Origin of the sequence: Agromyces humatus (assembly GCF_021228295.1) — a bacterium.
GTDB classification, from domain to species: domain Bacteria; phylum Actinomycetota; class Actinomycetes; order Actinomycetales; family Microbacteriaceae; genus Agromyces; species Agromyces humatus.
Map to the genome: position 1 here is coordinate 1 of NZ_JAJQPD010000013.1, position 24517 is coordinate 24517.

Here is a 24517-nt window from a genome sequence, read left to right on the forward strand (position 1 = left end):
ACGAAGTCGCGTATCGAGACCCGCCGCCGGGCAGCGAAGTTGCAGCCGATCGTCGGTCGAGTAGCGACGAAGTCGCGTATCGAGACCCGCCGCCGGGCAACCGGGCCGTGTCCGACCGCCGTGCGACGATACGTGCGTGCCAGTGGACTTCACCGCGATCGACTTCGAAACCGCCAACTCCTCTGGCGCCTCCGCCTGCTCGGTGGGCCTCGTCAAGGTGCGCGACGGCCGGGTCGTCGATCGCGTGCACTGGTACATCCGGCCACCCTTCCCGCACGACGAGTTCTCCGAGTGGAACGTGCGCATCCACGGCATCACGCCGGCGATGGTGGCGGATGCGCCGGGCTGGGGCACGCGCGTCGCAGGGCTGCGCGAGTTCGCGGGCGACGACGTGCTGGTCGCCCACAACGCCGGGTTCGACATGGGCGTCATCGTGAAGTCCTCCGAGGCCCTGGGCATCGCCGTGCCCGACTACCGCTCGCTGTGCAGCCTGCAGGTCGCGAGGCGCACGTACCACCTCGACTCCTACCGGCTGCCCGTCGCGGCGATGGCGGCCGGCTTCGAGGACTTCTCGCACCACGACGCGCTCGCCGACGCCGAGGCGTGCGCGGCGATCATCGTGCACGCGGCCGCGCGACACGAGGCGGGCGACATCGAGCAGCTCGCGCACATCACACGCGTGCGGCTCGGGGCGATCGGGCCGGTCGCCGTTCGCGACGACCGAGCCGCGCACGGCCCGATGGCCCTGCAGTAGCCGCCCCGGTCGGTCGAGTGGGACGCGACGGAGGAGCGCCCGTCTCGAGACCCTCCGGCGGCCAACCCTCCGATGTCGGCGGCCGCTGCGACACTCGATGACATGGAGATCCTGCTGCTCGTCATCGGCCTCATCGTGGGCGTCGCGCTCGGCGTGCTCGGCACCTGGTTCCTCGCCCAGCGGCGCGCCGCGGCCGGTTCCAGCGAACCGGCAGCCGGCGAAGACCCGGCGCTCATCGAAGCGCGTCACCAGCAGGCGCTCACCGAGCTGCGCGCCGCGGGCGAGGCGCAGCTCTCGCGTGCCCTCGCCGACGAGCGGTCCAGGCAGGCCGCACTCGGCGCCGAACTCGCGGCGGTCGAGGCGACGGCCGCAGGGCTGCGCGAGCAGATCGAGGCGGCGCGGGCGCAATACCGCGAGATCGTCGAACGCCAGCGCGTCGAGCAACGCGAGCGTGAGGCCCGCGAGGCCGCCGACAGCAAGGTGCTGCAGGCCCTCGCCCCCGTGAAGCAGACCCTGACCGACATGCAGTCCAAGGTCACCGCACTCGAGACCCAGCGGCATCAGCAGCACGGAGAACTCAGCCAGCAGCTGAAGATCGCCGCCGAGAACGAAGAGCGACTGCGCTCGACGGCCGAGTCCCTGGCGTCCGCCCTGCGCTCCAACAGCACGCGCGGCGTGTGGGGCGAGACCCAGTTGCGCAGCGTGGTCGAGGCCGCCGGACTTCTCGAGCGGGTCGACTTCGACACCCAGCGTTCGATCACCACCGACTCCGGTGCCGGTCGGCCCGACATGGTCATCCACCTGCCCGGCGGCAAGAACATCGCCGTCGACGCCAAGGTGCCGTTCAACGCCTACCTCGAGGCCAGCCAGATCCCGGCCACCGCGTCGGGCGCCGACGGCGCCCAGCGCGAGAAGCTCATGAAGGGTCACGTGAAGGCCGTTCGCGATCACATCGTCGCGCTCGGCAGCAAGACCTACTGGGAAGGCCTCGGGGCCTCCCCCGAGATGGTCATCGCGTTCATTCCGAGCGAGTCGTTGGTCTCGAGCGCCCTCGAGGCCGACCCCTCCCTGCTCGAGTTCGCCTTCTCGAAGCGCGTCGCCCTGGCGTCACCCGTCACCCTGTGGTCGGTGCTGAAGACCGTCGCCTTCAGCTGGCAGCAAGACGTCCTCACGAAAGAGGCGAAGACGCTTTTCGACCTCAGCCGTGAGCTGTACGCGCGCCTCGCCACGACCGCGGGCCAGATCGAGAAGCTCGGTCGCACGATCGAGCGGAGCGTGAAGGACTACAACGCATTCGTCGGGTCACTCGAATCACGCGTGCTGCCCACCGCGCGCAAGCTCAAGGCGCTCGATGAGACGAAGGTGCTCGCGACGCTCGAGGGAATCGAGGAGAGCCCCCGCGAATTGACCGCATACGAGTTCACGACGGCGAACCCGGCTGAATCACCGGCCGAGATCGAAGCGCCGCAGACCGTCGAGGCGCTCACCGAACACGAATACCTCATCGCCGACATCGACCCCGAGATCCGCTCCTCGATCTGAGCCGGCCCGCGACGGCCGACCGTCACAGCCGGCGATCCGCTGCCGCACAACCGATCCCCCGGTGCAACCGACCGTGCGGCAGCACCGCCCCGTCATGTGGCGAGCACGCTCAGCACGTTTCCCGCGGGGTCGCGGAACCACGCGATGTCAGGTCCCTGACCGCTCTGGCTGCCGCGAGCGACGCCCCGTTCGTCGGTGCCGTAGTCATCGGGCGCCTCGTAGATCTTCGTAACGACGCCCGCTTCGTTGAGCTCGTCGACCGCCCGATCGATGTCCTCGACGACGAGGTTGAAGATCGTGAACGTCGCCGGCACGTGATCGGGCTTCGGGTAGATGAACACCGCCTGCCCCGACGGCAGGGTCAGCTGCAGGGCGCCGGCCATCGGTTCATCACTCACGGGAAGCCCGAGCTTCGTGTCGTAGAACTCGCGTGCCGCCTCGATGTCGTCGACGCTGAACCCGGGGAATGCATCTCGAATGCTGACCATCTGGTTCCTCCTTCACTCCCGCCAAGACTCCCACCCCGACGCACCGACGTCGAGGGCTCGACGGCGTACGACGGTGACGACCAGCCGACACCTTGGGGCAGCATCCCGTTCACCACACAGGATCACAGGCGCACCACCACACCCCAGCTGCTTGGCGACTCGCCCATCCTGCGTTACGGCTCGGCGCCGAAGCGGATTACGACTCGGAACGCGGATGCACCTCGTCGACCGGTGGCTCGAAGCCGGCCGCGGCCTCGGCGCCGGTCACGATCGTCGCGTCGGGGTCGGCCTCGAGCGGATGCGCGAGCTCGTCTTCGCCGAGGCGTGCCAGCGCCAGCGTCGCGAGCGCGAGGAACGGGGGTACGAGGCCCGCGATGAGGAACGCGGGCACGAGCCCGATCGCTTCGCCGACCGGCCCGGCGACGGCCATCGAGATGGGCATGAGCGCGAGCGACACGAAGAAGTCGAGGCTCGAGACCCGCCCGAGCATCGACGGGGGCACCCGGCGCTGCAGCAGCGTGCCCCACACCACCTGCGCCCCGTCGAACAGCACGCCGACGATGAAGAGCGCGATGACCATGACCCAGAGCCACGACGTCAGCCCGATGATGGCGAGCGGTACGCAGCCGAACCCCCACGCGAGGATCATGAGCGTCAGGTATCGCCGTGGGATGCGAACCGACGCCACGGTGAGCGAACCGACCGCGCCACCCACGCCGAACGCCGCGAGCGCGAGCGCGAATGCACCCGCCCCGCCGCCGGTCTGGTCTTTCACGGCGAATGGCAACAGCACCTCGATGGGCCCCATGATGAGGAACACGAGGACGATCGAGAAGACCAGCGTCGCGAACAGCCACCGCGTCTGCAGGAGGTAGCGGAACCCGTCGCGCATATCGATGAACGACTGCCGCACCGGGTGCACGACGACCTCGTCGGGATCGCGGCGCACCGCAGTGGTGCGCATGACCACGAGCACCGCCGCAGCCGCGCCCTGCAGCACCGCGACGACCGCGAACGCGAGCCATGGCGCCTGCACCGCGATGAGCGCACTCGCGAGCGCGGGACCTGCGGCCTGCATGACCGCCGGCCGCAGCACCCCTTCGACGCCGTTGGCCGCGAGCAACTGCTCAGGTGGGAGGATCGCCGGCAACCACGCCGAGTATGCGGGATAGAAGAACCCGTCGGCGACGCCGAGCACGAACGAGAGCACCGCGAGATGCCAGACCTCGATGACGCCCGAGGCCGCCAGCACCGCGGCGACGGCGAACGTCACTCCGCGCACGATCTCGACCACGAGCAGGATGTATCGCTGAGGAATGCGGTCGGCTGCGACGCCGCCGAACAGCACGGCGAGCACGAGCCCCAGACTCGCTCCCACCGCGACGTACGAGAGATCGATCGGTGACCCGCCCAGTTCGACGACCTGCCACACGGCGGCGACGAGCCAGGCGCCCGCCGACAGCAACGACGCCGAGAGCGCCGCCACCAGCAGGCGGTACTGGCCCGATGAGAACGGGCGGAGCGCGCGCGGAAGACGACTGGCGTCGGTCATCGGTACATTGTGCCCCGAGCCACCGACATCCGCCCGCGAGATCAGGTCATCGGTCGGCTGCGTCGAGCCATTTCTCGACGAGGTGGTCGGCCCGGACGCGCCGGATCGTGCCCGACCGTCCGCGCAGCACGATCGACTCGGTGCGGATGATCGGACCCTTCTTGCGCACGCCGTCGACGAGTTCGCCGTCGGTCACCCCGGTCGCCACGAAGAACGTGTTGTCGCCGCGAACGAGCTCATCGAGCTCGTACACCTTGTCGCAGTCGAGGCCGGCCGCCTCGCCGCGCTCGCGCTCGGCGGCGTCGCCGGGCGCAAGGCGCCCCTGCATGAACCCGCCGAGCGCCTTGATCGCGCATGCCGTGGTGATGCCCTCGGGGCTGCCGCCGATGCCGACGCACATGTCGATGCGCGACTCGTAGCGGGCGGCGTTGATGCCGCCGGCGACATCGCCGTCGCTGATCAGTCGGGTGCCGGCGCCGGCCGCGCGGATGTCCGCGATCAGCTGCTCGTGACGCGGGCGGTTCAGCACCGCGACGCGCAGTTCGCCCACGTCTTTGCCCTTCGCCGCGGCGAGCGCCCGGAGGTTCTCCCCGATGGGCTTGCGGATGTCGACGACGCCGATGCCCGCGGCATCCGTGACGATCTTGTCCATGTAGAAGACCGACGACGCATCGAGCATCGTGCCACGGTCGGCGACCGCGATCACCGACAGTGCGTTCTGGCGGCCCGCGGCCGTGAGCGACGTGCCGTCGATGGGGTCGACGGCGATGTCGCAGGCCGGGCCGCGCCCGTTGCCGACGCGCTCGCCGTTGAAGAGCATGGGAGCTTCGTCTTTCTCGCCCTCGCCGATGACGACGACGCCGTCGAAGTTCACCGTGCCGAGGAACGCGCGCATCGCGTCGACCGCGGCACCGTCGGCGCCGAGCTTGTCGCCGCGCCCGATCCACGGGTACGAGCGGATCGCGGCGGCCTCGGTCGCCCGCACGAGCTCGAGCGCGATGTTGCGATCGGGGTGCAGGAAGAGGGTTTCGGTGTCGGTGCTCACCATCGAGGGGTCCTCCGGGACGCGTGTGTGATCGACCTCGCCGAGGTCGGGCTGAGTGGGCGATCGCCCGGTTCAAGCCTAGGCAGGCGGCCGACGATCGGTACAGGATTTCACCGTCGAGGCGATGAAAGATCGTCGAATCTTAAGGATTCGATCGGTCACCCTGGGCCGCCCGCCGAGTTCCGGGATCGCCGGGACCGACGCGCCACGACTCCCCCGGCGCCAGTTCGGCACCCGGTCCCAACGAGCACGGAGTCACGGCCGCGACGAACAGCCACGCGTCGGCGCCGCACAGCGCGTCGAGGCCGAACAGTCGGGCCTGCGACAGCCCCGCCGCCCCGATCCGCGACGCCTCGGCCGACGACTGCGGTGCGAGTCGTGCGTGCATCGACCCGCCGAGCGCGCGCACCGCCGCCGCGGTGAGCACCCCCTCGGGCGCGCCGCCGATACCGGCGACGAGGTCGAGGCCGCCACCCCGCCGCGCGGCGCGGATCGACCGTTCGACGTCGCCGTGTTCGAAGAGCTCGACGGATGCCCCTGCCGCCCGAGCCTCGGCGACGAACCGCTCGTTGCGCGGCCGATCCTGCACGGCGACCCGCACCTCGGCGGCAGCGACACCGCGGGCCGCGGCCACGTGACCGACGAGCTCGGCGATCGAGGCGCCGGCCGGGACATCCGGCACCCAGGTCACGACCTTCTCCATGTAGTGGGCCGCACCCAGCGAGGCGAGCGCGCCGCGCGGGGCCACGGCCATGACCGCCATCGCGCCCGGACGGCCGGCCGCCGCGAGCCGCGTGCCGTCGACGGGATCGACGGCGAGGTCGACCGCGGGGCCCGCACCGGTGCCGAAGCGCTCGCCGACGAAGAGCATGGGGGCTTCGTCCTTCTCGCCCTCACCGACGACCACGATGCCGTCGACCTCGAGGCCGGCGAGCGCCGCACGGAGTGCACGAACGGCGAGCCCGTCGATGTCGTCGCCGCGACCCGAACCGACGAGCGGCGCTGCGGCGAGCGCGGCGTCGACCGCGGCCGCGACGAGCCCGTCGGCGAGGCCCGACGCGGCGAGATCGAGTGGATCGTGCACCATGGCACCATCATGGCGCAGCCCCCATCGTGAGCCTCGCTCGGCAACTCAGTAGACTCGTTCAGAACCCAACAGACTTCCGAAGGAGCACCATGCCCATCGCCACCCCCGAGCAGTACGCCGAGATGCTGGACACCGCGAAGGCGAAGGGCTTCGCGTTCCCCGCGTTCAACGTCTCCTCCTCGCAGACCCTCAACGCGGTGCTGCAGGGCCTCACCGAGGCGGGTTCCGACGGCATCATCCAGGTCACCACGGGCGGCGCCGACTACTTCGCCGGCCACACCGTGAAGGCCCGCGCCGCCGGCGCCCTCGCGTTCGCGCGCTTCGCGCACGAGGTCGCGAAGTCGTACCCGATCACGGTCGCGCTGCACACCGACCACTGCCCGAAGCCGGCCCTCGCCGACTTCGTGTTCCCGCTCATCGAGGCCTCCGAGGCCGAGGTCAAGGCGGGCCGCAACCCGATCTTCCAGTCCCACATGTGGGACGGCTCGGCAGTGCCGCTCGACGAGAACCTCGAGGTCGCCCGCGAGATCCTCCCCCGCATGAAGGCGATCAACGCGATCCTCGAGGTCGAGATCGGCGTGGTCGGCGGCGAAGAGGACGGCGTGAAGCACGAGGGCTCGAACGAGGCGCTCTACACGACCCTCGAAGACGCCATCGCGACCGTCGAGGCGCTCGGATTCGGCGAGCAGGGCCGGTACATGGCCGCCCTCACCTTCGGCAACGTGCACGGCGTCTACGCACCCGGCAACGTGAAGCTGCGCCCCGCGCTCCTCAAAGAGATCCAAGACGGACTCGCTGCGAAGTACCGCACCGGCGAGAAGCCACTCGACCTCGTCTTCCACGGCGGATCGGGTTCGACCGACGCCGAGATCGCCGAGGCGGTCGCGAACGGCGTCGTGAAGATGAACATCGACACCGACACGCAGTACGCGTTCACCCGGTCGATCGCCGGATACATGTTCCAGAACTACGACGGCGTGCTGAAGGTCGACGGCTCGGTCGGCAACAAGAAGCAGTACGACCCACGCGCATGGGGCAAGGTCGCCGAGTCGGCGATGGCCGTGCGCGTCGGCGAGTCGACCCGGCAGCTGGGCTCGGCCGGCCAGTCGATCACCGCGTAGGGCGACAGATGTCACAGGACGAGGTCGCTCGCAACTCCGCAGACGCCGGGGCGGGTGACGGTGGCGCACGCGCCCCCGGGCCGGGGTCCGGAACCGCCGAGCCCACCGCGAGCCGCGACGAGCGGCCTCGTCCCCAATACGGCGAATACGCCCCCGAGGGGTGGACGTGGCAGCCGCCCGCAGCGCCGCAGCAGTCCGATGAGCCGCCCGCCGTGCCAGCCGCCGCTTCGGCCCCCATCGCGACAGATGCAACGCCGGCCCGCCGCCCCGTCGATCGGGTCTGGACCATCGCCCTGCTCGCACTCGGTGTCGCCGGCGTCATCTACAACAGTGCGTCGCTCGCGCTCCTGCCGCAGAACCTGCTCGAGTCGATGCAGCTCTCGGCGGCGATGCTCGGCCTCGATCCGGCGACCTCGTTCACCCCAGGCCCCGCCGTGCCGACGATCATCGCGATCGGCATCGCCGTGCAGGTGCTGCTGTGGCTCGGCGCCGCGCGCTGGTCGATCGTGCGCATGCGGGCGGGTCGTCTCGCCTGGTGGATCCCGCTCGTCGCGGGCGCCGTGGCATTCGTCGCGGTCGTCATCACGAGCAGCCTGATCATCGCGAGCGATCCCGACTTCCTGAGTTCGCTCACCCCCTAGGCGTCACGAAACCCTAGGCGTCACGAAACCGCGGGCGTCACGAGACCGTCAGCGCGGTCGGGGCCGTCGCGTCAGTTCGGCGCCGACCGGTTGCGACCGCCGAGCGCCCGCTCGTCGCGGTTGCCCGCGAGATCCTTGCGCAGCTCTTTCGGCAGCGAGAACATCAGGTCTTCCTCTGCGGTCTTCACCTCGGCGACATCGCCGTACCCGGCGTCGCTGAGGGCGAGCAGCAGTTCTCTCACGAGTTCTTCGGGTACCGAGGCGCCGCTCGTGACGCCGACGGTCTCGACGCCGTCGAGCCACTCCTGCTTGACCTCGCTCGCGTAGTCGACCCGGTAGGCGGCCTTTGCGCCGTACTCGAGCGCGACCTCGACGAGGCGCACGCTGTTCGAGCTGTTCGCCGAGCCGACGACGATCACGAGGTCGGCGTCGCGGGCGACCTTCTTGATCGCGACCTGGCGGTTCTGGGTGGCGTAGCAGATGTCGTCGCTCGGCGGGTCCTGCAGGTTCGGGAACCGCTCGCGCAGCCGGCGCACGGTCTCCATGGTCTCGTCGACGCTCAGGGTGGTCTGCGAGAGCCACACGACCTTGTCTGGGTCGCGCACCTCGATGTCGGCGACCTCGTCGGGGCTGCCGACGAGCGTCACGTGGTCGGGCGCTTCGCCCGCGGTGCCCTCGACCTCTTCGTGTCCTTCGTGGCCGATGAGCAGGATCTCGAAATCGTCGCGCGCGAACCGCACGGCCTCGCGGTGCACCTTGGTGACGAGCGGGCACGTCGCGTCGATCGCGTGCAGTCCACGATCGGATGCCGCGTTCACGACCGCCGGCGAGACGCCGTGCGCGCTGAACACGATGTGGGCGCCCGCGGGTACCTCGTCGACCTCGTCGACGAAGATCGCGCCCATGGCCTCGAGCTCGTTCACGACGTGGATGTTGTGCACGATCTGCTTGCGCACGTAGACCGGTGCGCCGTAGTGCTCGAGGGCCTTCTCGACGGCGATCACGGCGCGGTCGACGCCGGCGCAGTAGCCGCGCGGCGCAGCCAGCAGCACGCGCTTGTGTCCGGGGACGGGGATATCCTTGAGCCGGCCGCGCACGCCCGGGACTCTGGGCATACCGAGGCCGATTCGCGGGGTATCCGTCATGCTCGTCACGGTGTCCATCCTACGCGGCTGAGATCGGCGGGCGGCTGGGAGGCCAGAGTGACCGATGCACCGGCGACCCGCGAGGCGCCGTGGCCCGTCGCGGTCCTCTCGGGCAAGATCAAGCAATACCTCGACCGGCTCGGCACCGTGTGGGTCGAGGGCGAGATCACGCAGTGGGGAGTCTCGGCGGGCAACGTCTACGGCAAGCTGAAAGATCTCGACGCCGACGCGACCGTGTCGTTCCAGGTCTGGTCGTCGGTGCGCGCACGCTTCACCGAGCAGTTCAAGCAGGGTGACCGCGTCGTCGCCCTCGTGAAGGTCAACTGGTGGGTCAAGGGCGGCTCGCTCTCGATGCAGGTCTACGAGCTCAAGCACGTCGGCATCGGCGACCTGCTCGAGCGCCTCGAGCGCCTGCGCACGCAGCTCGCCGGCGAGGGACTGTTCGACCCGGCTCGCAAGCAGAGGCTGCCGTTCCTGCCGGGTGTCGTCGGCCTCATCACCGGCAAAGACAGCGACGCCGAGCACGATGTGCTGCGCAACGCCCGCCTTCGATGGCCGTCGGTCGAGTTCCGGGTCGCGCACGCGGCCGTGCAGGGCGACCGCGCGGTGCCCGAGGTGGTCTCGGCGCTGGCGCGCCTCGACGCCGACCCCGAGGTCGAGGTCATCATCATCGCGCGCGGCGGCGGCGACTTCCAGAACCTGCTCGGGTTCAGCGACGAGCGTCTCGTGCGGGCCGTCGCCGCGGCCTCGACGCCGGTCGTCTCGGCGATCGGCCACGAGGCCGACCGGCCCTTGCTCGACGAGGTCGCCGACCTGCGCGCCTCGACCCCGACCGACGCGGCCAAGCGGGTGGTGCCCGACGTGGGCGAAGAACTCGTGCGCGTCGGTCAGGCGCGAGCCCGGCTGAGCATGCGCCTGCAGCATCAGCTCTCCCACGAGATCGACCGCATCGCACACCTGCGATCGCGCCCGGCGTTGGCCGACGGCTCGTGGATCGTCGACCGTCGGGCCGAAGAGCTCACGCGATGGGTGTCGCGGGGCGTCGAACTGGTCGAGCGTTCGCTCGAGCGTGCCGATGCCCGTGTGGGCGAGCTGCGCGGGCACCTGCGCGCGCTGTCGCCGCAGGCGACCCTCGATCGCGGCTACTCGATCGCACAACTTCCCGACGGCCACGTGCTGCGGGCTTCAGACCAGGCGCCCGTCGGCACCCGTTTCACGCTCGCGCTCGCCGACGGCGCGATCGTCGCCGAGTCCGCCGGGCCCGCGCACGGCGCCGTCGGCGGCGCCGAACCGGCCGCGTCAGCCAATTAGAATGGTCCCCATGCCCCCCTCCAGCGAGATCGCCGAGCTCAGCTACGAGCAGGCACGAGACGAACTCGTGCGCGTCGTGGGCGAGCTCGAGCAGGGGTCCGCCACACTCGAGCAGTCGCTCGCGCTCTGGGAGCGCGGCGAGGCGCTCGCCGCACGATGTGAAGAGTGGCTCATCGGCGCCAAGGCCCGCCTCGATGCCGCCCGTGCGTCAGCGGCATCCCATCGGTCGACCGAAGGCGGCGCCGGCTGATGGCGCAGCGCCCACCGCGGGTCGTCGCCGAACTCGGCCGTCCCGAGACCCCCGAAGAGACGGCCGCCCGCAAGGCCGAGAACTCGCGCAACCACCGCCAGCGCCAGACCGTGAAGAACCTCGTACTCGCCCTCGGCGCGACTCTGCTCCTGGTGCTCGTCATCGTGCTCATCGTGCCGCGCAGCGATGCCCCCATCGAACCCGACATCGACGTGGCCGGCGTCGCACAGCAGGCCCAGGTCGCGGTCGACGACCCGCTCGCGGTTCCCGAACTGCCCGAGGGCTGGCGCTCGAACGCCGCCGAGATCCGTACGAGCGCCGCCGACGGCGTCACGGCGTGGTACGTCGGCTACCTCACTCCGAGCGACGAGTACGTCGGCATGTACCAGGGCGTCGAGGCCAACCCCACCTGGGTCGCCGGGCTGCTCTCGCGCACCCTCGCGACCGGCACGACCACGATCGACGGCATCGAGTACACGGTCTACGACAACCGCGAGTCGAGCGATGACGTCGGCAATGCCCGCTACGCGCTCACGACCGAGGCGGGCGGCACCGTGTTCGTGCTGCTCGGCACCGCATCCGAAGCGGAATTCACGACGCTCGCGTCGGCGCTCACGCCGACCATCGAAGCGCAGAACTGAGAGGGCACCGCGTGACCGAGCAGCCGATCGACCGTCCGCAGACTCCGGCCGCGACGTGGCGCGAACTGCGCCGCGGCAACGAGCGCTTCGTGGCGGGCGCGCCGCTGCACCCTCGTCAAGACATCGACCGCCGCACCTCGCTCGCCACCACCCAGCGCCCGCTCGTGACGATCTTCGGATGCAGCGACTCGCGCCTCGCCGCCGAGATCATCTTCGACGTCGGCCTCGGCGACGCCTTCGTCGTGCGCAACGCCGGTCAGGTGGTCACGCCCTCCGCGCTCGGCTCCATCGAGTACGCCGTCGGCCTGCTGCACGTGCCGCTCATCATCGTGCTCGCCCACGACGGGTGCGGTGCAGTGCGCGCCGCCGTCGACTCGCAGGCCGCCGACGCCGACCCGCTGCCGGCACACATCGCCGGTCTCGTCGAGAAGATCGTGCCGGCTGTTCGCAAGGTCGCGGGAGGTGCACCAGACGGCCCCCTCGAGACCGATCATGTCGACGTCGGCTTCGTCGGCCGCGAGCACCTGCGCAACACCGTCACCGAGCTCGTCGAGTCATCCGAGATGATCAGCGATGCGATCGCAGCGGGTACGCTGGCTATCGTCGGCGCGAACTACCGACTCTTCGAAGGTCGCGTCGAGACCGACATCATCGTCGGCAACGTCTGATCGTCAGCAGTCGACGTCGACGGCCGCGCGAGCGACCTCGGCCGGGATATCCGGCCATACATCGAAAGGGATCACACCGTGGTGGACAACGCCGCCGACTACCGTATCGAGCACGACACGATGGGTGAGGTGCGGGTCCCCGCATCGGCGCTCTACCGGGCGCAGACGCAGCGCGCGGTCGAGAACTTCCCCATCTCCGGCTCGGGGCTCGAGCCTCAGCAGATCCAGGCGCTCGCCCGCATCAAGAAGGCCGCAGCGCAGGCCAACGCGCAGCTCGGCGTGCTCGACGCAGACATCGCGCGGGCCATCGAGACCGCCGCCGACGAGGTCATCGCGGGCACGCACGACTTCGCCGAGCACTTCCCGGTCGACGTCTACCAGACCGGCTCGGGCACCTCCTCGAACATGAACATGAACGAGGTGCTGGCGACGATCGCCACCACGAAGCTCGGCAGCGCCGTGCACCCCAACGACCACGTCAACGCGTCGCAGTCGTCGAACGACGTGTTCCCGACGTCGGTGCACATCGCCGTCACGGCGGCGCTGATCGACGAGCTCATCCCCGCGCTCGACCACCTCGCCGTCGCCCTCGAGGCCAAGGCCGAGCTGTGGGCGGGCGTGGTCAAGGCGGGTCGCACCCACCTCATGGACGCGACGCCGGTCACGCTGGGCCAGGAGTTCGGCGGCTACGCCCGCCAGATGCGACTCGGCATCGAGCGCGTGCGCTCGGCGCTCCCCCGTGTCGCCGAGGTGCCGCTCGGCGGCACCGCCGTCGGTACCGGCATCAACACCCCCGCGGGCTTCCCGCAGCTCGTCATCGAGCTGCTCCAGCGCGAGACCGAGCTGCCGATCACCGAGGCGGCCGACCACTTCGAGGCACAGGCCAACCGCGACGGCCTCGTCGACGCGTCGGGCGCGCTGCGCACCATCGCCGTGAGTCTCACCAAGATCGCCAACGACATCCGCTGGATGGGCTCCGGCCCCAACACCGGCCTCGGCGAGCTCTACATCCCCGACCTGCAGCCCGGCTCGTCGATCATGCCCGGCAAGGTCAACCCGGTCGTGCCCGAGGCGGTCCTCATGGTCGCGTCGCGCGTGGTCGGCAACGACGCGACGATCGCGTGGGCCGGGGCGTCGGGCTCGTTCGAGCTCAACGTGCAGATCCCGGTGATGGGCACTGCGCTGCTCGAGTCGATCCGCCTGCTCTCAAACGCGGTGCGCGTGCTCGCCGACAAGACCGTCGACGGCCTGCAGGCAAACGAGGAGCGCACGTCGGCTCTCGCCGGCATGTCGCCGTCGATCGTGACCCCGCTGAACAAGCTCATCGGCTACGAGGCCGCCGCGAAGATCGCGAAGCACTCGGTGGCCGAGGGCGTCACCGTGCGCGAGGCCGTCATCGCACTCGGACACCTCGAGCGCGGCGAGCTCACCGAAGAGCAGCTCGATGCCGCCCTCGACCTGCTCTCGATGACGCGCCCGCCGCAGGCCTGATCGCCGAACGCGTCACTTCACGACGTTCCGACACTCCCCAGCCGGAGTGCGCGTCGCGAAGTGACGCGTTCGCAGCCCCCTGTGCGACTCTCTACGTGAGCTCGGCGCCGTCGAGCATCTCGGAGACGAGTGCGGCGATCGCCGAGCGCTCCGACCGCGTGAGCGTGATGTGGGCGAACAGCGGATGCCCCTTCAGCGTCTCGATGACCGACGCGATGCCGTCGTGGCGTCCGACGCGCAGGTTGTCGCGCTGCGCGACGTCGTGGGTCAGCACGACCCGCGAGTTCTGGCCGATGCGGCTCAGCACCGTGAGCAGCACGTTGCGCTCGAGCGACTGCGCCTCGTCGACGATCACGAACGCGTCGTGCAGCGAACGACCGCGGATGTGCGTGAGCGGCAGCACCTCGAGGATGCCCCGGTCGACCACTTCCTCGAGCACGTTGTCGGAGACGACCGAACCGAGCGTGTCGAAGACCGCCTGCCCCCAGGGGTTCATCTTCTCGCCCTGGTCGCCCGGCAGGTAGCCGAGCTCCTGGCCGCCGACCGCGTAGAGCGGGCGGAACACCATGATCTTCTTGTGCTGCTGGCGCTCGAGCACCATCTCGAGTCCGGCGCACAGCGCGAGGGCCGACTTTCCGGTGCCGGCGCGGCCTCCGAGCGAGAGGATGCCGACTTCGGGGTCGAGCAGCAGGTCGATCGCGAGCCGCTGCTCGGCCGAGCGACCGTGCACGCCGAACACGTCGCGGTCGCCGCGTACGAGCTTGACCTCGCGCTCGCCCACGACCCGGCCGAGCGCCGAGCCGCGCTCGGAGTGGATGACGAGCCCGGTGTTCACGGGCATGCCCTCGACGTCGGGCGTGGTCATCGCCTCGTGCTCATAGAGCTTGGCCATGTCGTTCGAGCCGAGCGAGAGCTCGCTCATTCCGGTCCAGCCGGAGTCGAGCGCCAGCTCGGCGCGGTACTCCTGGGCGTCGAGGCCGATCGAGGCGGCCTTCACACGCAGCGGCAGGTCTTTCGACACGACCGTGACGGCGACGCCGTCGTTGGCGAGGTTCGCGGCGCAAGCGAGGATGCGCGAGTCGTTGTCGCCGAGCTGCAGCCCGCTGGGCAGCACCGACGGGCTCGAGTGGTTGAGCTCCACCCGCAGCGAACCGCCGTCGCCCACCGGGATCGGGAAATCGAGTCGCTCGTGCTCGATGCGCATCTCATCGAGGATGCGCAGGGATTGCCGCGCGAAGTACCCGATCTCGGGATCGTTGCGCTTGGACTCGAGCTCGGTGATCACGACCACCGGCAGCACCACCGCATGCTCCGCGAACCTGAACAGCGCCCGGGGGTCCGACAGGAGCACCGAGGTGTCAAGCACGTACGTCCGCTCGGCCTGCGCGTTGTGCACGGGCGTCGAGGCTTCGGGCTCGGCCTTGCGGCGCCCCATGCTTCGACCGACGGACTTGGAGGATTCCAGAGAAGCCACGACCGCTCCTGCCCCGAGCATCTGCTCGGCTCTCGCGCCGGCCGGCGAATCCTCCTACGAGCGGTTCACGAGCCGACTCGTTCAGGCACCTTGCCTGATGTCTCAGACGCTACGACGCACTTCGGACATCCGTGTCAGCGACACGCGAAACGTCATCTGCCGTTCACCTGCTCGAACACTCGCTCCGGGGCGGCGAACGCAGGCGGGCGAGCGAGCAGGCGACAGCGAGCGGATGTCGCGGCGGGGCTCAGTACGATGCCGCCGTGCCGTAGGACACGAACGCGCCGCGCAGCATCTCGAACGTCTCTTCAGATGTGGCGGCGTGGATCGAGAGCCGCACCTGGCCGAGTCTCGTGCTCGCGGTCACCCCGTGGTTGTGCAGCGAGGCGGTGAGCAGGGTGACCTGCTCTGCGGGCGGTTCGAGGACGACGATCCCGGCGCGCTCCTGCTCGTCGCGCGACGAGACCACGGCGAGTGCGTACTCGTCGGCGAGCTCGATCGCGCGGCTCACGCGTTCGGCGACCACGGCGTTGATCGCGGGCACGCCGACGTCGGCGATCTCTTCGAGGCTCGCCGCGAATCGGGCCTCGGCGACGGGGTCGGGATTCGACACGCGGTAGGCGCGGGCGTCGGGCGCCGGCGGGGGCACGTGCCCCCATGGCTCGTCCTCCTCGGTTCCGGTGAAGCCCGAGAACACCGGCGTCAGTCGCTCGATCGCCCGCTCAGACAACGCCATGATGCCGGTGCCCCACCCGGCTCGACACCACTTCTGGCCGCCGCTCAGCACCACGTCGGCCGCCTCCCACGGCGCGTCGACGACGCCGAGCCCTTGGATCGCATCGACGATGAGCAGCCGGTCGCCGATCACCTGCCTGATGCCCTCGATGTCGCACAGGTACCCGGTGCGCGAGTCGACGAGGCTCACCGCGACCGCCTCGATGTTCTGTTCGAGCTGCTCGCGGATCTGCCCGGGCGTCACCTTGCCATGGTCGGTCTCGAGCCAGACCGGCTGCACGGTGTGGAGCGCCTCCTGCGCCCGCACCGCTGCGATCGTGAGGCTCGGGAACTCCTCGGCCGAGAGCAGCACCCCGCCCGTGAGCCCGAACATGGCGTGCATGATTCCCTGCGTCGTGTTCGGCTGGAACACGATCTGCCCGGCCGGGAACCCGGTCACCTCGGATGCCGCGGCGCGAACCCGCTCGTCCTGCTCGAGGAACACGTCGAGACTGCCATGGCGGGCACGCTGCAGCACCTGGGTGAAGGCGAGCGCCTCTTCGGCGGCGACCGTCGAGAGCGGGCCGACCCGGCCGTAATCGAGGTAGCCCGGCTCTTCGGCGAACGCGGCGATGAACTCGTCGATGGTGGTCACGTGTGGGTGCCCCCTTCCGTCGAACATCTTGGCAGAACGTCGAGCCTCTTACCCGCCGTATCGACGATGACGCGTCGCGTAGTCGCGCAACGCCCGCAGGAAGTCGACCTGGCGCAGGTCGGGCCCCAGCGCCTCGACGAAGTAGAACTCACTGTGCGCTGCCTGCCACAGCATGAAGTCGCTGAGCCGTTGCTCGCCGGACGTGCGGATGACGAGGTCGGGGTCGGGCTGGCCCCCGGTGTAGAGGTGTTCGCCGATGAGGTCGGGCGTGAGCCGCTCGGCGAGGTCTTCGAGGCTGCGACCCTCGGCGTGGTGGGCCGCAACGATCGAGCGCATGGCATCGGTGATCTCTTTGCGCCCGCCGTAGCCGACGGCGAGGTTCACGTGCAGGCCGCGCTTGCCGACCGTGCGGTGCTCGGCAGCGTCGAGTGCGGCGACCAGTGGTTCGGGCAGGCCCGCGTCGGAGCCGACGTGCTGCACGCGCCAGTCGCGGTAGTGCGAGAGCTCTTCGGCGAGTTCGGCGATGATCTCGATGAGGTCGGCGAGCTCGTCGGTCGGTCGATTGCCGAGATTGTCGCTCGACAGCAGGTAGAGCGTCACGACCTTGACGCCCAGGTCGTCGCACCACTCGAGGAACTCGCGCATCTTGGCGGCTCCTGCGCGGTGGCCGTGCGCCGCGGTGTCGTAGCCGAGCTGCTTCGCCCAGCGACGATTGCCGTCGATGATCATCGCGACGTGACCCGGCAGCGACTCGGGGTCGAGGCCGCGACGGAGTCGGTTCTGATAGAGGCGGTAGAGGATGCCGCGACCGAGGGGCTGATCGCTCTTCTGCACGGCACTACGCTACCCCCAACCGCCTCCCGCGGGACTCACAGCGGACCGTGATCGGCAAAGCTCTACGCTGTGAGAATGAACCGTGAGCGCCGCCGTCAGTCCGTCGACCTCGGCGTGGAGCTGTCGCAGCCCGTCGCACCCGCCGACCCCGCTGAACTCGCGGTCACGCGGGCGGAACACGGCCCCGATCTGCCGAACATCCCACTGCTCGACGACTCGCTGACCCACACCGAAGAGATCAAGCCCACCTGGCGCGGGTGGATCCACGCGGGCACCTTCCCGGTGACGATCGCGGCGGGCGTCGTGCTCATCGTGCTCGCCGACGGCCCATGGGCGAAGTGGGCCAGCGCGGTGTTCACGCTCACCTCGATGCTGCTGTTCGGCAACTCGGCGCTGTACCACCGGTTCAACTGGAGACCCAGGGCCAAGGTCGTGCTGAAGCGCATCGACCACGCCAACATCTTCCTGCTCATCGCGGGAACCTACACGCCACTCGCGATCCTCGCGCTGCCGCCCGACAAGGGGTGGCTGCTCCTCGCGATCGTGTGGGGCGGCGCGCTCATCGGCATCGGCTTCCGCGTGTTCTGGATCAACGCGCCGCGCTGGCTCTACGTACCCATCTACCTGCTGCTCGGCTGGGCTGCGGTCATGTACATCGGCGACCTGCTCGCGGCGAGCGTCGCGATGATGGTGCTCGTCATCGTCGGCGGCCTGCTCTACACGGCGGGCGCGATCGTGTACGGCCTCAAGAAGCCCAACCCCTGGCCCGGGCACTTCGGTTTCCACGAGATCTTCCACGTGTGCACCGTGCTGGCGTTCATCTGCCACTGGACCGCGACGCTCATCATCGCCATGGCACCCGCGTACCACGTGGGCTGAGGTGCCCGTGCGGGTTGAGGAGCGAGCGAAGGGAGCGTCGCGAATCCCGGCGCCGGCTCGACGGGCTCAACCGGCAGAATCGGGGCGGCCGCCTTCTTCGCGCGGCGGCTCGTCGCCGTCGTGCGGCGGCTCGTCACCCGCATCGATCGCCTGGCCATCGGCCTCGGCGAGCTCGGCGTCGCGCGCGGCCGCCTCAGCCTCGGCGGCGAGCTGGGCCCGCACCTGCGCGCGCATGTTGACCCGGCGCATGCGCCGTGTCATGTCGAGGATGAGCAGCACCACCGCGACCATCACCAGGAACGTGAGCACGAAGCCCCAGATTCCGGGGGTGACGGTGTTCGGGTCGAACTCCTCGTCGGCGGCGAGCACGTCGATGGCGAGCACAGCGGGCACGACGAGCATCGGACTCCTCTTCAGGGCGGGATTCGGGCCTTCTCGGGCGGTTAGGCTTGATTCAAGCCTAGACGATGCGACCCGAAGGAGGCTGCGGTGACCGTGCCCGAGAGCGACGTGCTGGCCGCCCGCTACGGTCGCACACGCGCCAACCGCAGGCGCGACCGCGTGCTGCTCATCGCCGGCGCGGCCTTCGCCGCGATCGTGCTCCTCGCGTGGGTCGTCTGGGCAGGCCTCGACGGCCAGAAGCCGCAGGTCGAGGTCACCGACACCGGGCATCGCCTCATCAACGACGAGCGCGCCGTCGAGGTGAGCTGGAACCTCTCGGTGCCGCCGGGCAACGACACCGCCTGCGTCGTGCAGGCGCTCAACGAGGACTTCACGGTGGTGGGCTGGAAGGTCATCGACGTGCCGGCATCGACGCAGCACATCCGCAGCCTCACCGAGACCGTGCGAGTCGCTCAGGAAGCGAACACCGGCTTGATTTACCGCTGCTGGCTCACCTAATATTGGAGATTCGCTCCGGCATACGCCGGGGCGACACGTATATACATGCGTCTCCACGAGAGTGAAGATGTGTACCGGCATATCCACGAGCGGTGGATATCCATTCACGGGAGTGTGCATCATGGCGCAGGACGCCACCGTCACCTGGCTCACCCAGGAGGCCCACGACCGCCTCGCGGCGGAACTCGAGCACCTCTCCACCCACGGCCGCGAAGAGATCGCGAAGCGAATCGAGGCCGCGCGTGAAGAGGGCGACCTCAAGGAGAACGGCGGGTACCACGCCGCCAAAGACGAGCAGGGAAAGCAGGAGGCCCGCATCCGTCAGCTGAAAGAGCTGCTGCGCACCGCCGAGGTGGGCGACGCCCCCCAGTCGACGGGCGTCGTCGAGTCGGGCACCGTCATCACGGCCGTCATCGCCGGCGACGAAGAGACCTTCCTCATCGGCAGCCGCGAGATCGCCGGCGATTCCGAACTCGACGTCTGGAGCGAGCAGAGCCCGCTCGGTGCCGCCATCATCGGCCTGAAGGTCGGCGACAAGACCAGCTACACCGCGCCCAACGGCCGCGAGATCGCCGTCGAGGTCACCGGTGTCGAGACCTGGGGCGGCCAGTAGGCCCCCTGCCGAACACGCGCAGCGCGGTTCGCAGAACCGACGACGAAGAGCGGATGCCCCGGGGCATCCGCTCTTCGTTCATTCCTCGTGGATGACGGGGTCGTACCCGGCCCGCCGCAGCACCTGGATGACCTCGTCGCGGTGCTCGGCGCCACGGATCTCGACCGAGAGCTTGAGCTCGACCTCGGAGATCTGCAGCTTCGAGCCGTGGCGGGTGTGCAGCACCTCGATGACGTTCGCGTTCGCCTCGGCAAGCAATTCGGCGATGCGCGCGAGCTGACCCGGCTTGTCGGGCAGGCCGATGCTGAGCGACAGGTAGCGGTCGGAGGCGGCGAGTCCGTGAGCGATGACCCGCTGCATGAGCAGCGGATCGATGTTGCCGCCCGAGAGCACGGCGACGACCGGGCCGTCGCACTGCACCGCACCGGTCATGAGCGCCGCCACGGCGACGGCACCGGCCGGCTCGACGACGAGCTTCGCCCGCTCGAGCAGCACGAGCAGCGCGCGGGCGATGTCGTCTTCGCTCACCGTGATGACCTCGTCGACGGCATCGCGGATGATGGCGAAGTTGAGCTCGCCCGGCCTGTATACGGCGATGCCGTCGGCGATCGTCGGCACGACGGGCACCTGCACCGGTGCTCCGGCGGCGATCGAGGCGACATAGGGCGCGGCGTTCTCGGCCTGAACCCCGACGACCCGGATGGTGCGCCCGAGCTCGGCGGCCCGCTGCTTGACCGCGCTCGCGATGCCGGCCGCGAGTCCGCCGCCACCGATGGGGACGACGATGGTCGTCGCGTCGGGCGCCTGCTCGAGGATCTCGAGGCCGAGCGTGCCCTGGCCCGCGACGATGTCGTGGTGGTCGAACGGCGGGATGATGACGGCACCGGTCTGGTCGGCGAACGCTGCCGCCGCCTTCAGCGTCTCGCCGACCGAGTCGCCGTGCAGGACGACGTCGGCGCCGTAGGAACGGGTGGCCGCGAGCTTGGGCAGCGCGACGCCGACGGGCATGAAGATCGTCGCCGCGATGCCGAGCTCACGCGCCGCGTACGCGACACCCTGGGCGTGGTTGCCCGCCGAAGCGGCGACGACGCCGCGGGCGCGCTCGTCGTCGCTCAGTGCCGAGAGTCGGTTGTAGGCGCCGCGCAGCTTGTAGGAACCGGTGCGCTGCAGGTTCTCGCACTTGAGGTACACGGGCACGCCGACGGTGCGGCCGAGAAAGCGCGACGACTCCATGGGCGTCTCGCGGACGACCCGGCCGACGACCGCGCGAGCCTCGACGAACTCGGCGAGGCTCGGCCCGGCGATGGTGGTGCTCACGTCGTTCATTCTCCTCGTTGGAATCCGGGTCTCTGCGGCACCGTGCTCCACAGGGGGGAGCGCACCTCGATCGCCGGCGGCCCCGGATCACCCTTCCACGAGCCTCTCGACACGAAGACGATCATCACGTTGAGCACGGCCGCGACGGGCACCGCGAACAGGGCGCCCGGGATGCCCGCGAGCAGCGACCCGGTCGCGACCGCGACGACGACGCCCAGCGGATGCACCTTCACCGCCGTGCCCATGATGAGCGGCTGCAGCACGTGGCCCTCGACCTGCTGCACGAGCAGCACGATGCCGAGCATCACGAGCGCGATGACCGGCCCGTTGTAGACGAGCGCGACGAACACGGCGAGCGCGCCGGTGACCACCGCACCGACGATCGGGATGAACGAGCCGAGGAAGACGAGGATCGCGATGGGGATCGCGAGTGGCACGCCGAGGAAGAACGCGCCGAGGCCGATGCCGATCGCATCGATCGTCGCGACCAGGATCTGCACCTTCACGAAGTTCTGCAGGGTCGCCCAACCGGCGGACCCGGCGCCGTCGACCGCAGCACGCGCACGGCGCGGGAAGATGCCGACGATCCAGCTCCAGATGCCACGGCCGTCGATGAGGATGAACAGGGTCGCGAAGAGTGCGAGCAGCATGCCCGCGAGGAAGTGGCCGAGCGACGTGCCGAACGAGAGCGCACCGCTGACGAGGATGCCGCTGTCTTGCTGCACCGACGTGATGATCTGCTCGACGAAGTCGTTGAGTTGCTGTTCGGTGATGTGCAGGGGGCCCTCGAGGAGCCATTCGCGGAACTGGTCCCACGCCACGAGCGACTGCGCGGCGAGCTCGTCGGCGCCGCGCACGATCTGCGTGATGCCGAGCGTGAGCAGGCCGCCGACGACGGCGAGTGCCGAGAGCATCGCGACGGTGACGCCGAGCCACTTCGGCCAGCCATGGCGCTGCAGGAACGTCGAGAACGGCACCAGGAGCGCGCCGATGAGCACCGCGACCAGGATCGGGATGACGATGAGTCGCAGCTGGATGATGAGGAAGATGACCACGGCGACGACGCCGCCGACGAGCAGGAGCCGCCACGACCAGGCGGCTGCGAGACGCACGCCGTACGGAATCCCCTCGGCCACGTCGGGCGGCGCTTCGGCAGGCACGGATTCCTCGTGCGCCCCCCGGCGCGCTCGACGTCGGGCGATGCGCCCGGCCCGTCGTCGATCCCCGTGCGTCGAGTCCGCCATTCGTCCAGTCTAGGCGCGGCGTATGCGGCCGACGGTATGTCGGCGGGTCGCGCTAACGTCGATCCCACCATGGTCGACGTCGTCTCTCCCGCCCTTGCCCGCCGCATCGCGCTCGCCGCCCAGGGCTTCGCCCGCCCGCTGCCCGAGGCCGCCGGCACGCGCGCCCTCAACGGGGTCGTCGACCGCCTCGGGCTGCTGCAGATCGACTCGGTCAACGTGTTCGAGCGCAGCCACTACCTGCCGGCGTTCAGCCGCGTCGGCCACTACGACCGGGCTCTGCTCGATCGCCTCACGAGCGGGCGTCGCGGGCGAACCGTCGAGTACTGGGCGCATGAGGCCGCATTCATCCCGCGCGAGCTGTGGCCGCTCTTCGAGTTCCGCCGACGCGAGTTCGCGCGCATGGGCAGCGACTGGGGCGGGTGGGTCGCCGAGAACCGCGACCTCGCCGCGTGGCTCCGTTCCGAGCTCGCCGCCAATGGTCCGATGCGCGCGAGCGAGATCGAGCACGACGCCAACGTTCGGCAGGGCCCGTGGTGGGGCTGGTCCGACGTCAAGCGCACTCTCGAGTGGATGTTCCGCACGGGCGACGTGGTGTGCATCGAGCGCCGTCGGTTCGAGCGCGTCTATGCCCTCCCAGAGCAGGGCCTGTCGGCCGAGCTGCTCGCTGAACCTCCGGCCGAGGGCGATGCGGTGCGCGCGCTCGTCGCACTCGCGGCATCCGCGCAGGGCATCGCGACCGAAGCCGACCTCGCCGACTACTGGCGGCTGAAGCGTGCACGCGTCAAGCAGGCCATCGCCGAGCTCGTCGACGCGGGCGTGCTCCTGCCCGTCGAGGTGCCGGGGTGGACGACGGGCAGCAAGGCGACCCCCGCCTGGATCCATCGCGACGCACGACGGCCGCGGCGCATCGAGGCCGCCGCCGTGTTGAGCCCGTTCGACCCGGTCGTGTGGTTCCGTCCGCGGGCCGAGCGACTGTTCGACTTCCACTACCGCATCGAGATCTACACGCCCGAAGCCGAGCGCAGGTTCGGCTACTACTCGCTGCCGGTGCTCATCGACGACCGAATGGTCGGGCGGGTCGACCTCAAGAGCGACCGCAAGGCGGGCGTGCTGCGGGTGCAGTCGGCATGGACCGAACCAGACGCGCCACGTGAGACCGCGGCCCGGTTGGCTCCGGTGCTGCGTCGGGCTGCGCAATGGCAGGGTCTCGACGACATCGCGGTCATGGGGCGGGGCGACCTCTCCCCCGCACTCGCGGCCGAGCTGGCAGCCTAGAAGCTGCCGCCCATCTGCTCGAGTCGTTTGATGCGCTCGCCGATCGGCGGGTGGGTGGCGAAGAGGCGGTCGACGATGCCGGGCCGCAGCGGATCGGCGATCCACAGGTGCGCCATCGAGGAGTTCTGCCGCTTCATCGGTCGCCCGTAGGCCTCGAGCTTCGCGAGGGCGCGCGCGAGCGCGTCAGGATGACGCGTCGTCATGGCGCCCGTGGCGTCGGCGAGGTACTCGCGCTGGCGCGACACCGCGAGCTGCACGAGGCTCGCGACGAGCGGGGCGATGAGCATCGCGACGAGGCCGAAGATCAAGACGACCGGGTTGCCGTTGTTGTTGCGGCCGAAGAAGGCCATGCGCACGAGCATGTCGGAGATGAAGCCCACCGCGACGACGAGCCCGAACACGATCATCGACAGCCGGATGTCGTAGTTGCGCACGTGCCCGAGCTCATGCGCCATGACTCCCTCGAGCTCGGCGTCGTCCATGATATCGAGCAGGCCGGTGGTCGCTGCGACGACGGCGTGCTCGGGGTCGCGGCCGGTGGCGAAGGCGTTCGGGGCGGGGTCGGAGATCACGAACACGCGCGGCATCTTCGTGCCGGTCGTGATCGAGAGGTTCTCGACCGTGCGCCACAGGCGCGGATGGTCGGACTTCGAGCGCACCTCGACCGCGCCCGACATCGACAGCGCCTGCTTGTCAGCGGTGAAGTACTGGAACAGGGCGTACGCCGTGGCGATGACGAGCGTCACGATGACGATCGTGAGGTCGTTGTAGATAGTGGCCGCCAACCAGCCCAACCCGCCGATGATGGCGAGGAAGAACAAGATGATGAAGACGGTGTTGCGTTTGTTCTTGGCGATCGCGCGGTACAACGCCGGC

The 24517-nt window shown here is 69.7% G+C and carries 25 protein-coding genes; 13 read left to right on the top strand and 12 right to left on the bottom strand.

Annotated elements, in window-relative coordinates:
• Positions 1-136: 136 nt before the first annotated feature.
• Positions 137-754: a 3'-5' exonuclease gene (locus tag LSF15_RS17460; RefSeq protein ID WP_232499843.1), complete on the top strand. Its 618-nt coding sequence runs from the start codon at positions 137-139 to the stop codon at positions 752-754.
• Positions 755-856: 102 nt separating this feature from the next.
• Positions 857-2296, top strand: coding sequence for a DNA recombination protein RmuC (locus tag LSF15_RS17465; protein WP_232499844.1), 1440 nt, complete (start codon positions 857-859; stop codon positions 2294-2296).
• A gap of 92 nt (positions 2297-2388) precedes the next feature.
• On the opposite strand, the gene LSF15_RS17470 is transcribed toward LSF15_RS17465, so the two are convergent.
• From LSF15_RS17470 to LSF15_RS17485, 4 genes are all read right to left on the bottom strand, one after another.
• Entirely contained in the window at positions 2389-2784 is a 396-nt protein-coding gene (locus LSF15_RS17470; protein WP_232499845.1) for a VOC family protein, read from the bottom strand.
• A gap of 196 nt (positions 2785-2980) precedes the next feature.
• The gene (locus LSF15_RS17475) at positions 2981-4336 is read right to left on the bottom strand and encodes an MFS transporter (protein ID WP_232499846.1); all 1356 of its coding nucleotides are present in this window, start codon (positions 4334-4336) and stop codon (positions 2981-2983) included.
• Positions 4337-4382: 46 nt separating this feature from the next.
• Positions 4383-5384 (bottom strand): class II fructose-bisphosphatase, encoded by a 1002-nt coding sequence (gene glpX, locus LSF15_RS17480; RefSeq protein ID WP_232499847.1) that lies wholly within the window; start codon positions 5382-5384, stop codon positions 4383-4385.
• A gap of 139 nt (positions 5385-5523) precedes the next feature.
• Entirely contained in the window at positions 5524-6468 is a 945-nt protein-coding gene (locus LSF15_RS17485; RefSeq protein WP_232499848.1) for a fructose-bisphosphatase class II, read from the bottom strand.
• A gap of 89 nt (positions 6469-6557) precedes the next feature.
• Between LSF15_RS17485 and fbaA the strand changes: the two genes are divergently transcribed.
• Both fbaA and LSF15_RS17495 read left to right on the top strand, forming a co-directional pair.
• Positions 6558-7589 carry a class II fructose-bisphosphate aldolase gene (fbaA, locus tag LSF15_RS17490; RefSeq protein WP_232499849.1) on the top strand — a complete coding sequence of 344 codons (1032 nt, stop codon included), beginning with the start codon at positions 6558-6560 and terminating at the stop codon, positions 7587-7589.
• 8 nt (positions 7590-7597) lie between these two features.
• Positions 7598-8230 carry a DUF6264 family protein gene (locus tag LSF15_RS17495; protein ID WP_232499850.1) on the top strand — a complete coding sequence of 211 codons (633 nt, stop codon included), beginning with the start codon at positions 7598-7600 and terminating at the stop codon, positions 8228-8230.
• A 71-nt stretch (positions 8231-8301) separates the two neighbouring features.
• On the opposite strand, the gene LSF15_RS17500 is transcribed toward LSF15_RS17495, so the two are convergent.
• The gene (locus tag LSF15_RS17500) at positions 8302-9345 is read right to left on the bottom strand and encodes a 4-hydroxy-3-methylbut-2-enyl diphosphate reductase (protein ID WP_232499851.1); all 1044 of its coding nucleotides are present in this window, start codon (positions 9343-9345) and stop codon (positions 8302-8304) included.
• An 87-nt stretch (positions 9346-9432) separates the two neighbouring features.
• Between LSF15_RS17500 and xseA the strand changes: the two genes are divergently transcribed.
• From xseA to LSF15_RS17525, 5 genes are all read left to right on the top strand, one after another.
• On the top strand, positions 9433-10686 hold the full coding sequence (xseA, locus tag LSF15_RS17505; protein WP_308188490.1) for an exodeoxyribonuclease VII large subunit: 1254 nt from the start codon (positions 9433-9435) through the stop codon (positions 10684-10686).
• Between the two features lie 10 nt (positions 10687-10696).
• The gene (locus tag LSF15_RS17510; protein WP_232499852.1) at positions 10697-10936 is read left to right on the top strand and encodes an exodeoxyribonuclease VII small subunit; all 240 of its coding nucleotides are present in this window, start codon (positions 10697-10699) and stop codon (positions 10934-10936) included.
• Positions 10936-11577: a DUF4245 domain-containing protein gene (locus tag LSF15_RS17515; protein WP_232499853.1), complete on the top strand. Its 642-nt coding sequence runs from the start codon at positions 10936-10938 to the stop codon at positions 11575-11577. The genes LSF15_RS17510 and LSF15_RS17515 overlap by 1 nt, the downstream gene beginning before the upstream one ends.
• An 11-nt stretch (positions 11578-11588) precedes the next feature.
• Positions 11589-12245, top strand: a complete 657-nt coding sequence (locus tag LSF15_RS17520; RefSeq protein ID WP_372460059.1) for a carbonic anhydrase — start codon at positions 11589-11591, stop codon at positions 12243-12245.
• A 78-nt stretch (positions 12246-12323) separates the two neighbouring features.
• Complete coding sequence (locus LSF15_RS17525) at positions 12324-13736, top strand: class II fumarate hydratase (RefSeq protein ID WP_308188491.1); 1413 nt, start codon at positions 12324-12326, stop codon at positions 13734-13736.
• Positions 13737-13827: 91 nt separating this feature from the next.
• Here LSF15_RS17525 and phoH2 read toward each other — a convergent pair whose 3' ends face one another.
• The 3 genes from phoH2 to LSF15_RS17540 form a co-directional block, all read right to left on the bottom strand.
• On the bottom strand, positions 13828-15171 hold the full coding sequence (gene phoH2, locus LSF15_RS17530) for an RNA 5'-3' helicase PhoH2 (protein WP_232499954.1): 1344 nt from the start codon (positions 15169-15171) through the stop codon (positions 13828-13830).
• A gap of 286 nt (positions 15172-15457) precedes the next feature.
• Positions 15458-16579, bottom strand: coding sequence for an aminotransferase class V-fold PLP-dependent enzyme (locus LSF15_RS17535; protein ID WP_232499854.1), 1122 nt, complete (start codon positions 16577-16579; stop codon positions 15458-15460).
• Positions 16580-16627: 48 nt separating this feature from the next.
• A complete protein-coding gene (locus LSF15_RS17540) occupies positions 16628-17413 on the bottom strand; it encodes an isoprenyl transferase (protein WP_232499855.1) in 786 nt (261 codons plus the stop codon).
• 75 nt (positions 17414-17488) lie between these two features.
• On the opposite strand from LSF15_RS17540, the gene trhA reads away from it, so the two are divergent.
• Positions 17489-18292, top strand: a complete 804-nt coding sequence (gene trhA / locus LSF15_RS17545) for a PAQR family membrane homeostasis protein TrhA (protein ID WP_308188492.1) — start codon at positions 17489-17491, stop codon at positions 18290-18292.
• Between the two features lie 66 nt (positions 18293-18358).
• Here the strand turns inward: trhA and LSF15_RS17550 are convergent, their stop codons facing one another.
• Positions 18359-18694, bottom strand: a complete 336-nt coding sequence (locus LSF15_RS17550; RefSeq protein WP_232499856.1) for a hypothetical protein — start codon at positions 18692-18694, stop codon at positions 18359-18361.
• Positions 18695-18781: 87 nt separating this feature from the next.
• Here LSF15_RS17550 and LSF15_RS17555 point away from each other — a divergent pair, with 87 nt between their 5' ends.
• Positions 18782-19192, top strand: a complete 411-nt coding sequence (locus LSF15_RS17555; RefSeq protein ID WP_232499857.1) for a DUF4307 domain-containing protein — start codon at positions 18782-18784, stop codon at positions 19190-19192.
• A gap of 121 nt (positions 19193-19313) precedes the next feature.
• Positions 19314-19805, top strand: coding sequence for a transcription elongation factor GreA (gene greA, locus LSF15_RS17560; protein WP_232499858.1), 492 nt, complete (start codon positions 19314-19316; stop codon positions 19803-19805).
• Positions 19806-19883: 78 nt separating this feature from the next.
• Here the strand turns inward: greA and ilvA are convergent, their stop codons facing one another.
• Both ilvA and LSF15_RS17570 read right to left on the bottom strand, forming a co-directional pair.
• A complete protein-coding gene (gene ilvA, locus LSF15_RS17565; RefSeq protein WP_232499859.1) occupies positions 19884-21131 on the bottom strand; it encodes a threonine ammonia-lyase in 1248 nt (415 codons plus the stop codon).
• Positions 21128-22282, bottom strand: a complete 1155-nt coding sequence (locus tag LSF15_RS17570) for an AI-2E family transporter (protein ID WP_232499860.1) — start codon at positions 22280-22282, stop codon at positions 21128-21130. Before LSF15_RS17570 ends, ilvA begins: the two co-directional genes overlap by 4 nt.
• A gap of 153 nt (positions 22283-22435) precedes the next feature.
• Between LSF15_RS17570 and LSF15_RS17575 the strand changes: the two genes are divergently transcribed.
• Complete coding sequence (locus tag LSF15_RS17575) at positions 22436-23641, top strand: winged helix-turn-helix domain-containing protein (protein WP_232499861.1); 1206 nt, start codon at positions 22436-22438, stop codon at positions 23639-23641.
• Here LSF15_RS17575 and LSF15_RS17580 read toward each other — a convergent pair.
• Positions 23638-24510 carry a M48 family metalloprotease gene (locus LSF15_RS17580; RefSeq protein ID WP_232499862.1) on the bottom strand — a complete coding sequence of 291 codons (873 nt, stop codon included), beginning with the start codon at positions 24508-24510 and terminating at the stop codon, positions 23638-23640. The two genes, LSF15_RS17575 and LSF15_RS17580, sit on opposite strands and share 4 nt — an antisense overlap.
• Positions 24511-24517: the final 7 nt, after the last annotated feature.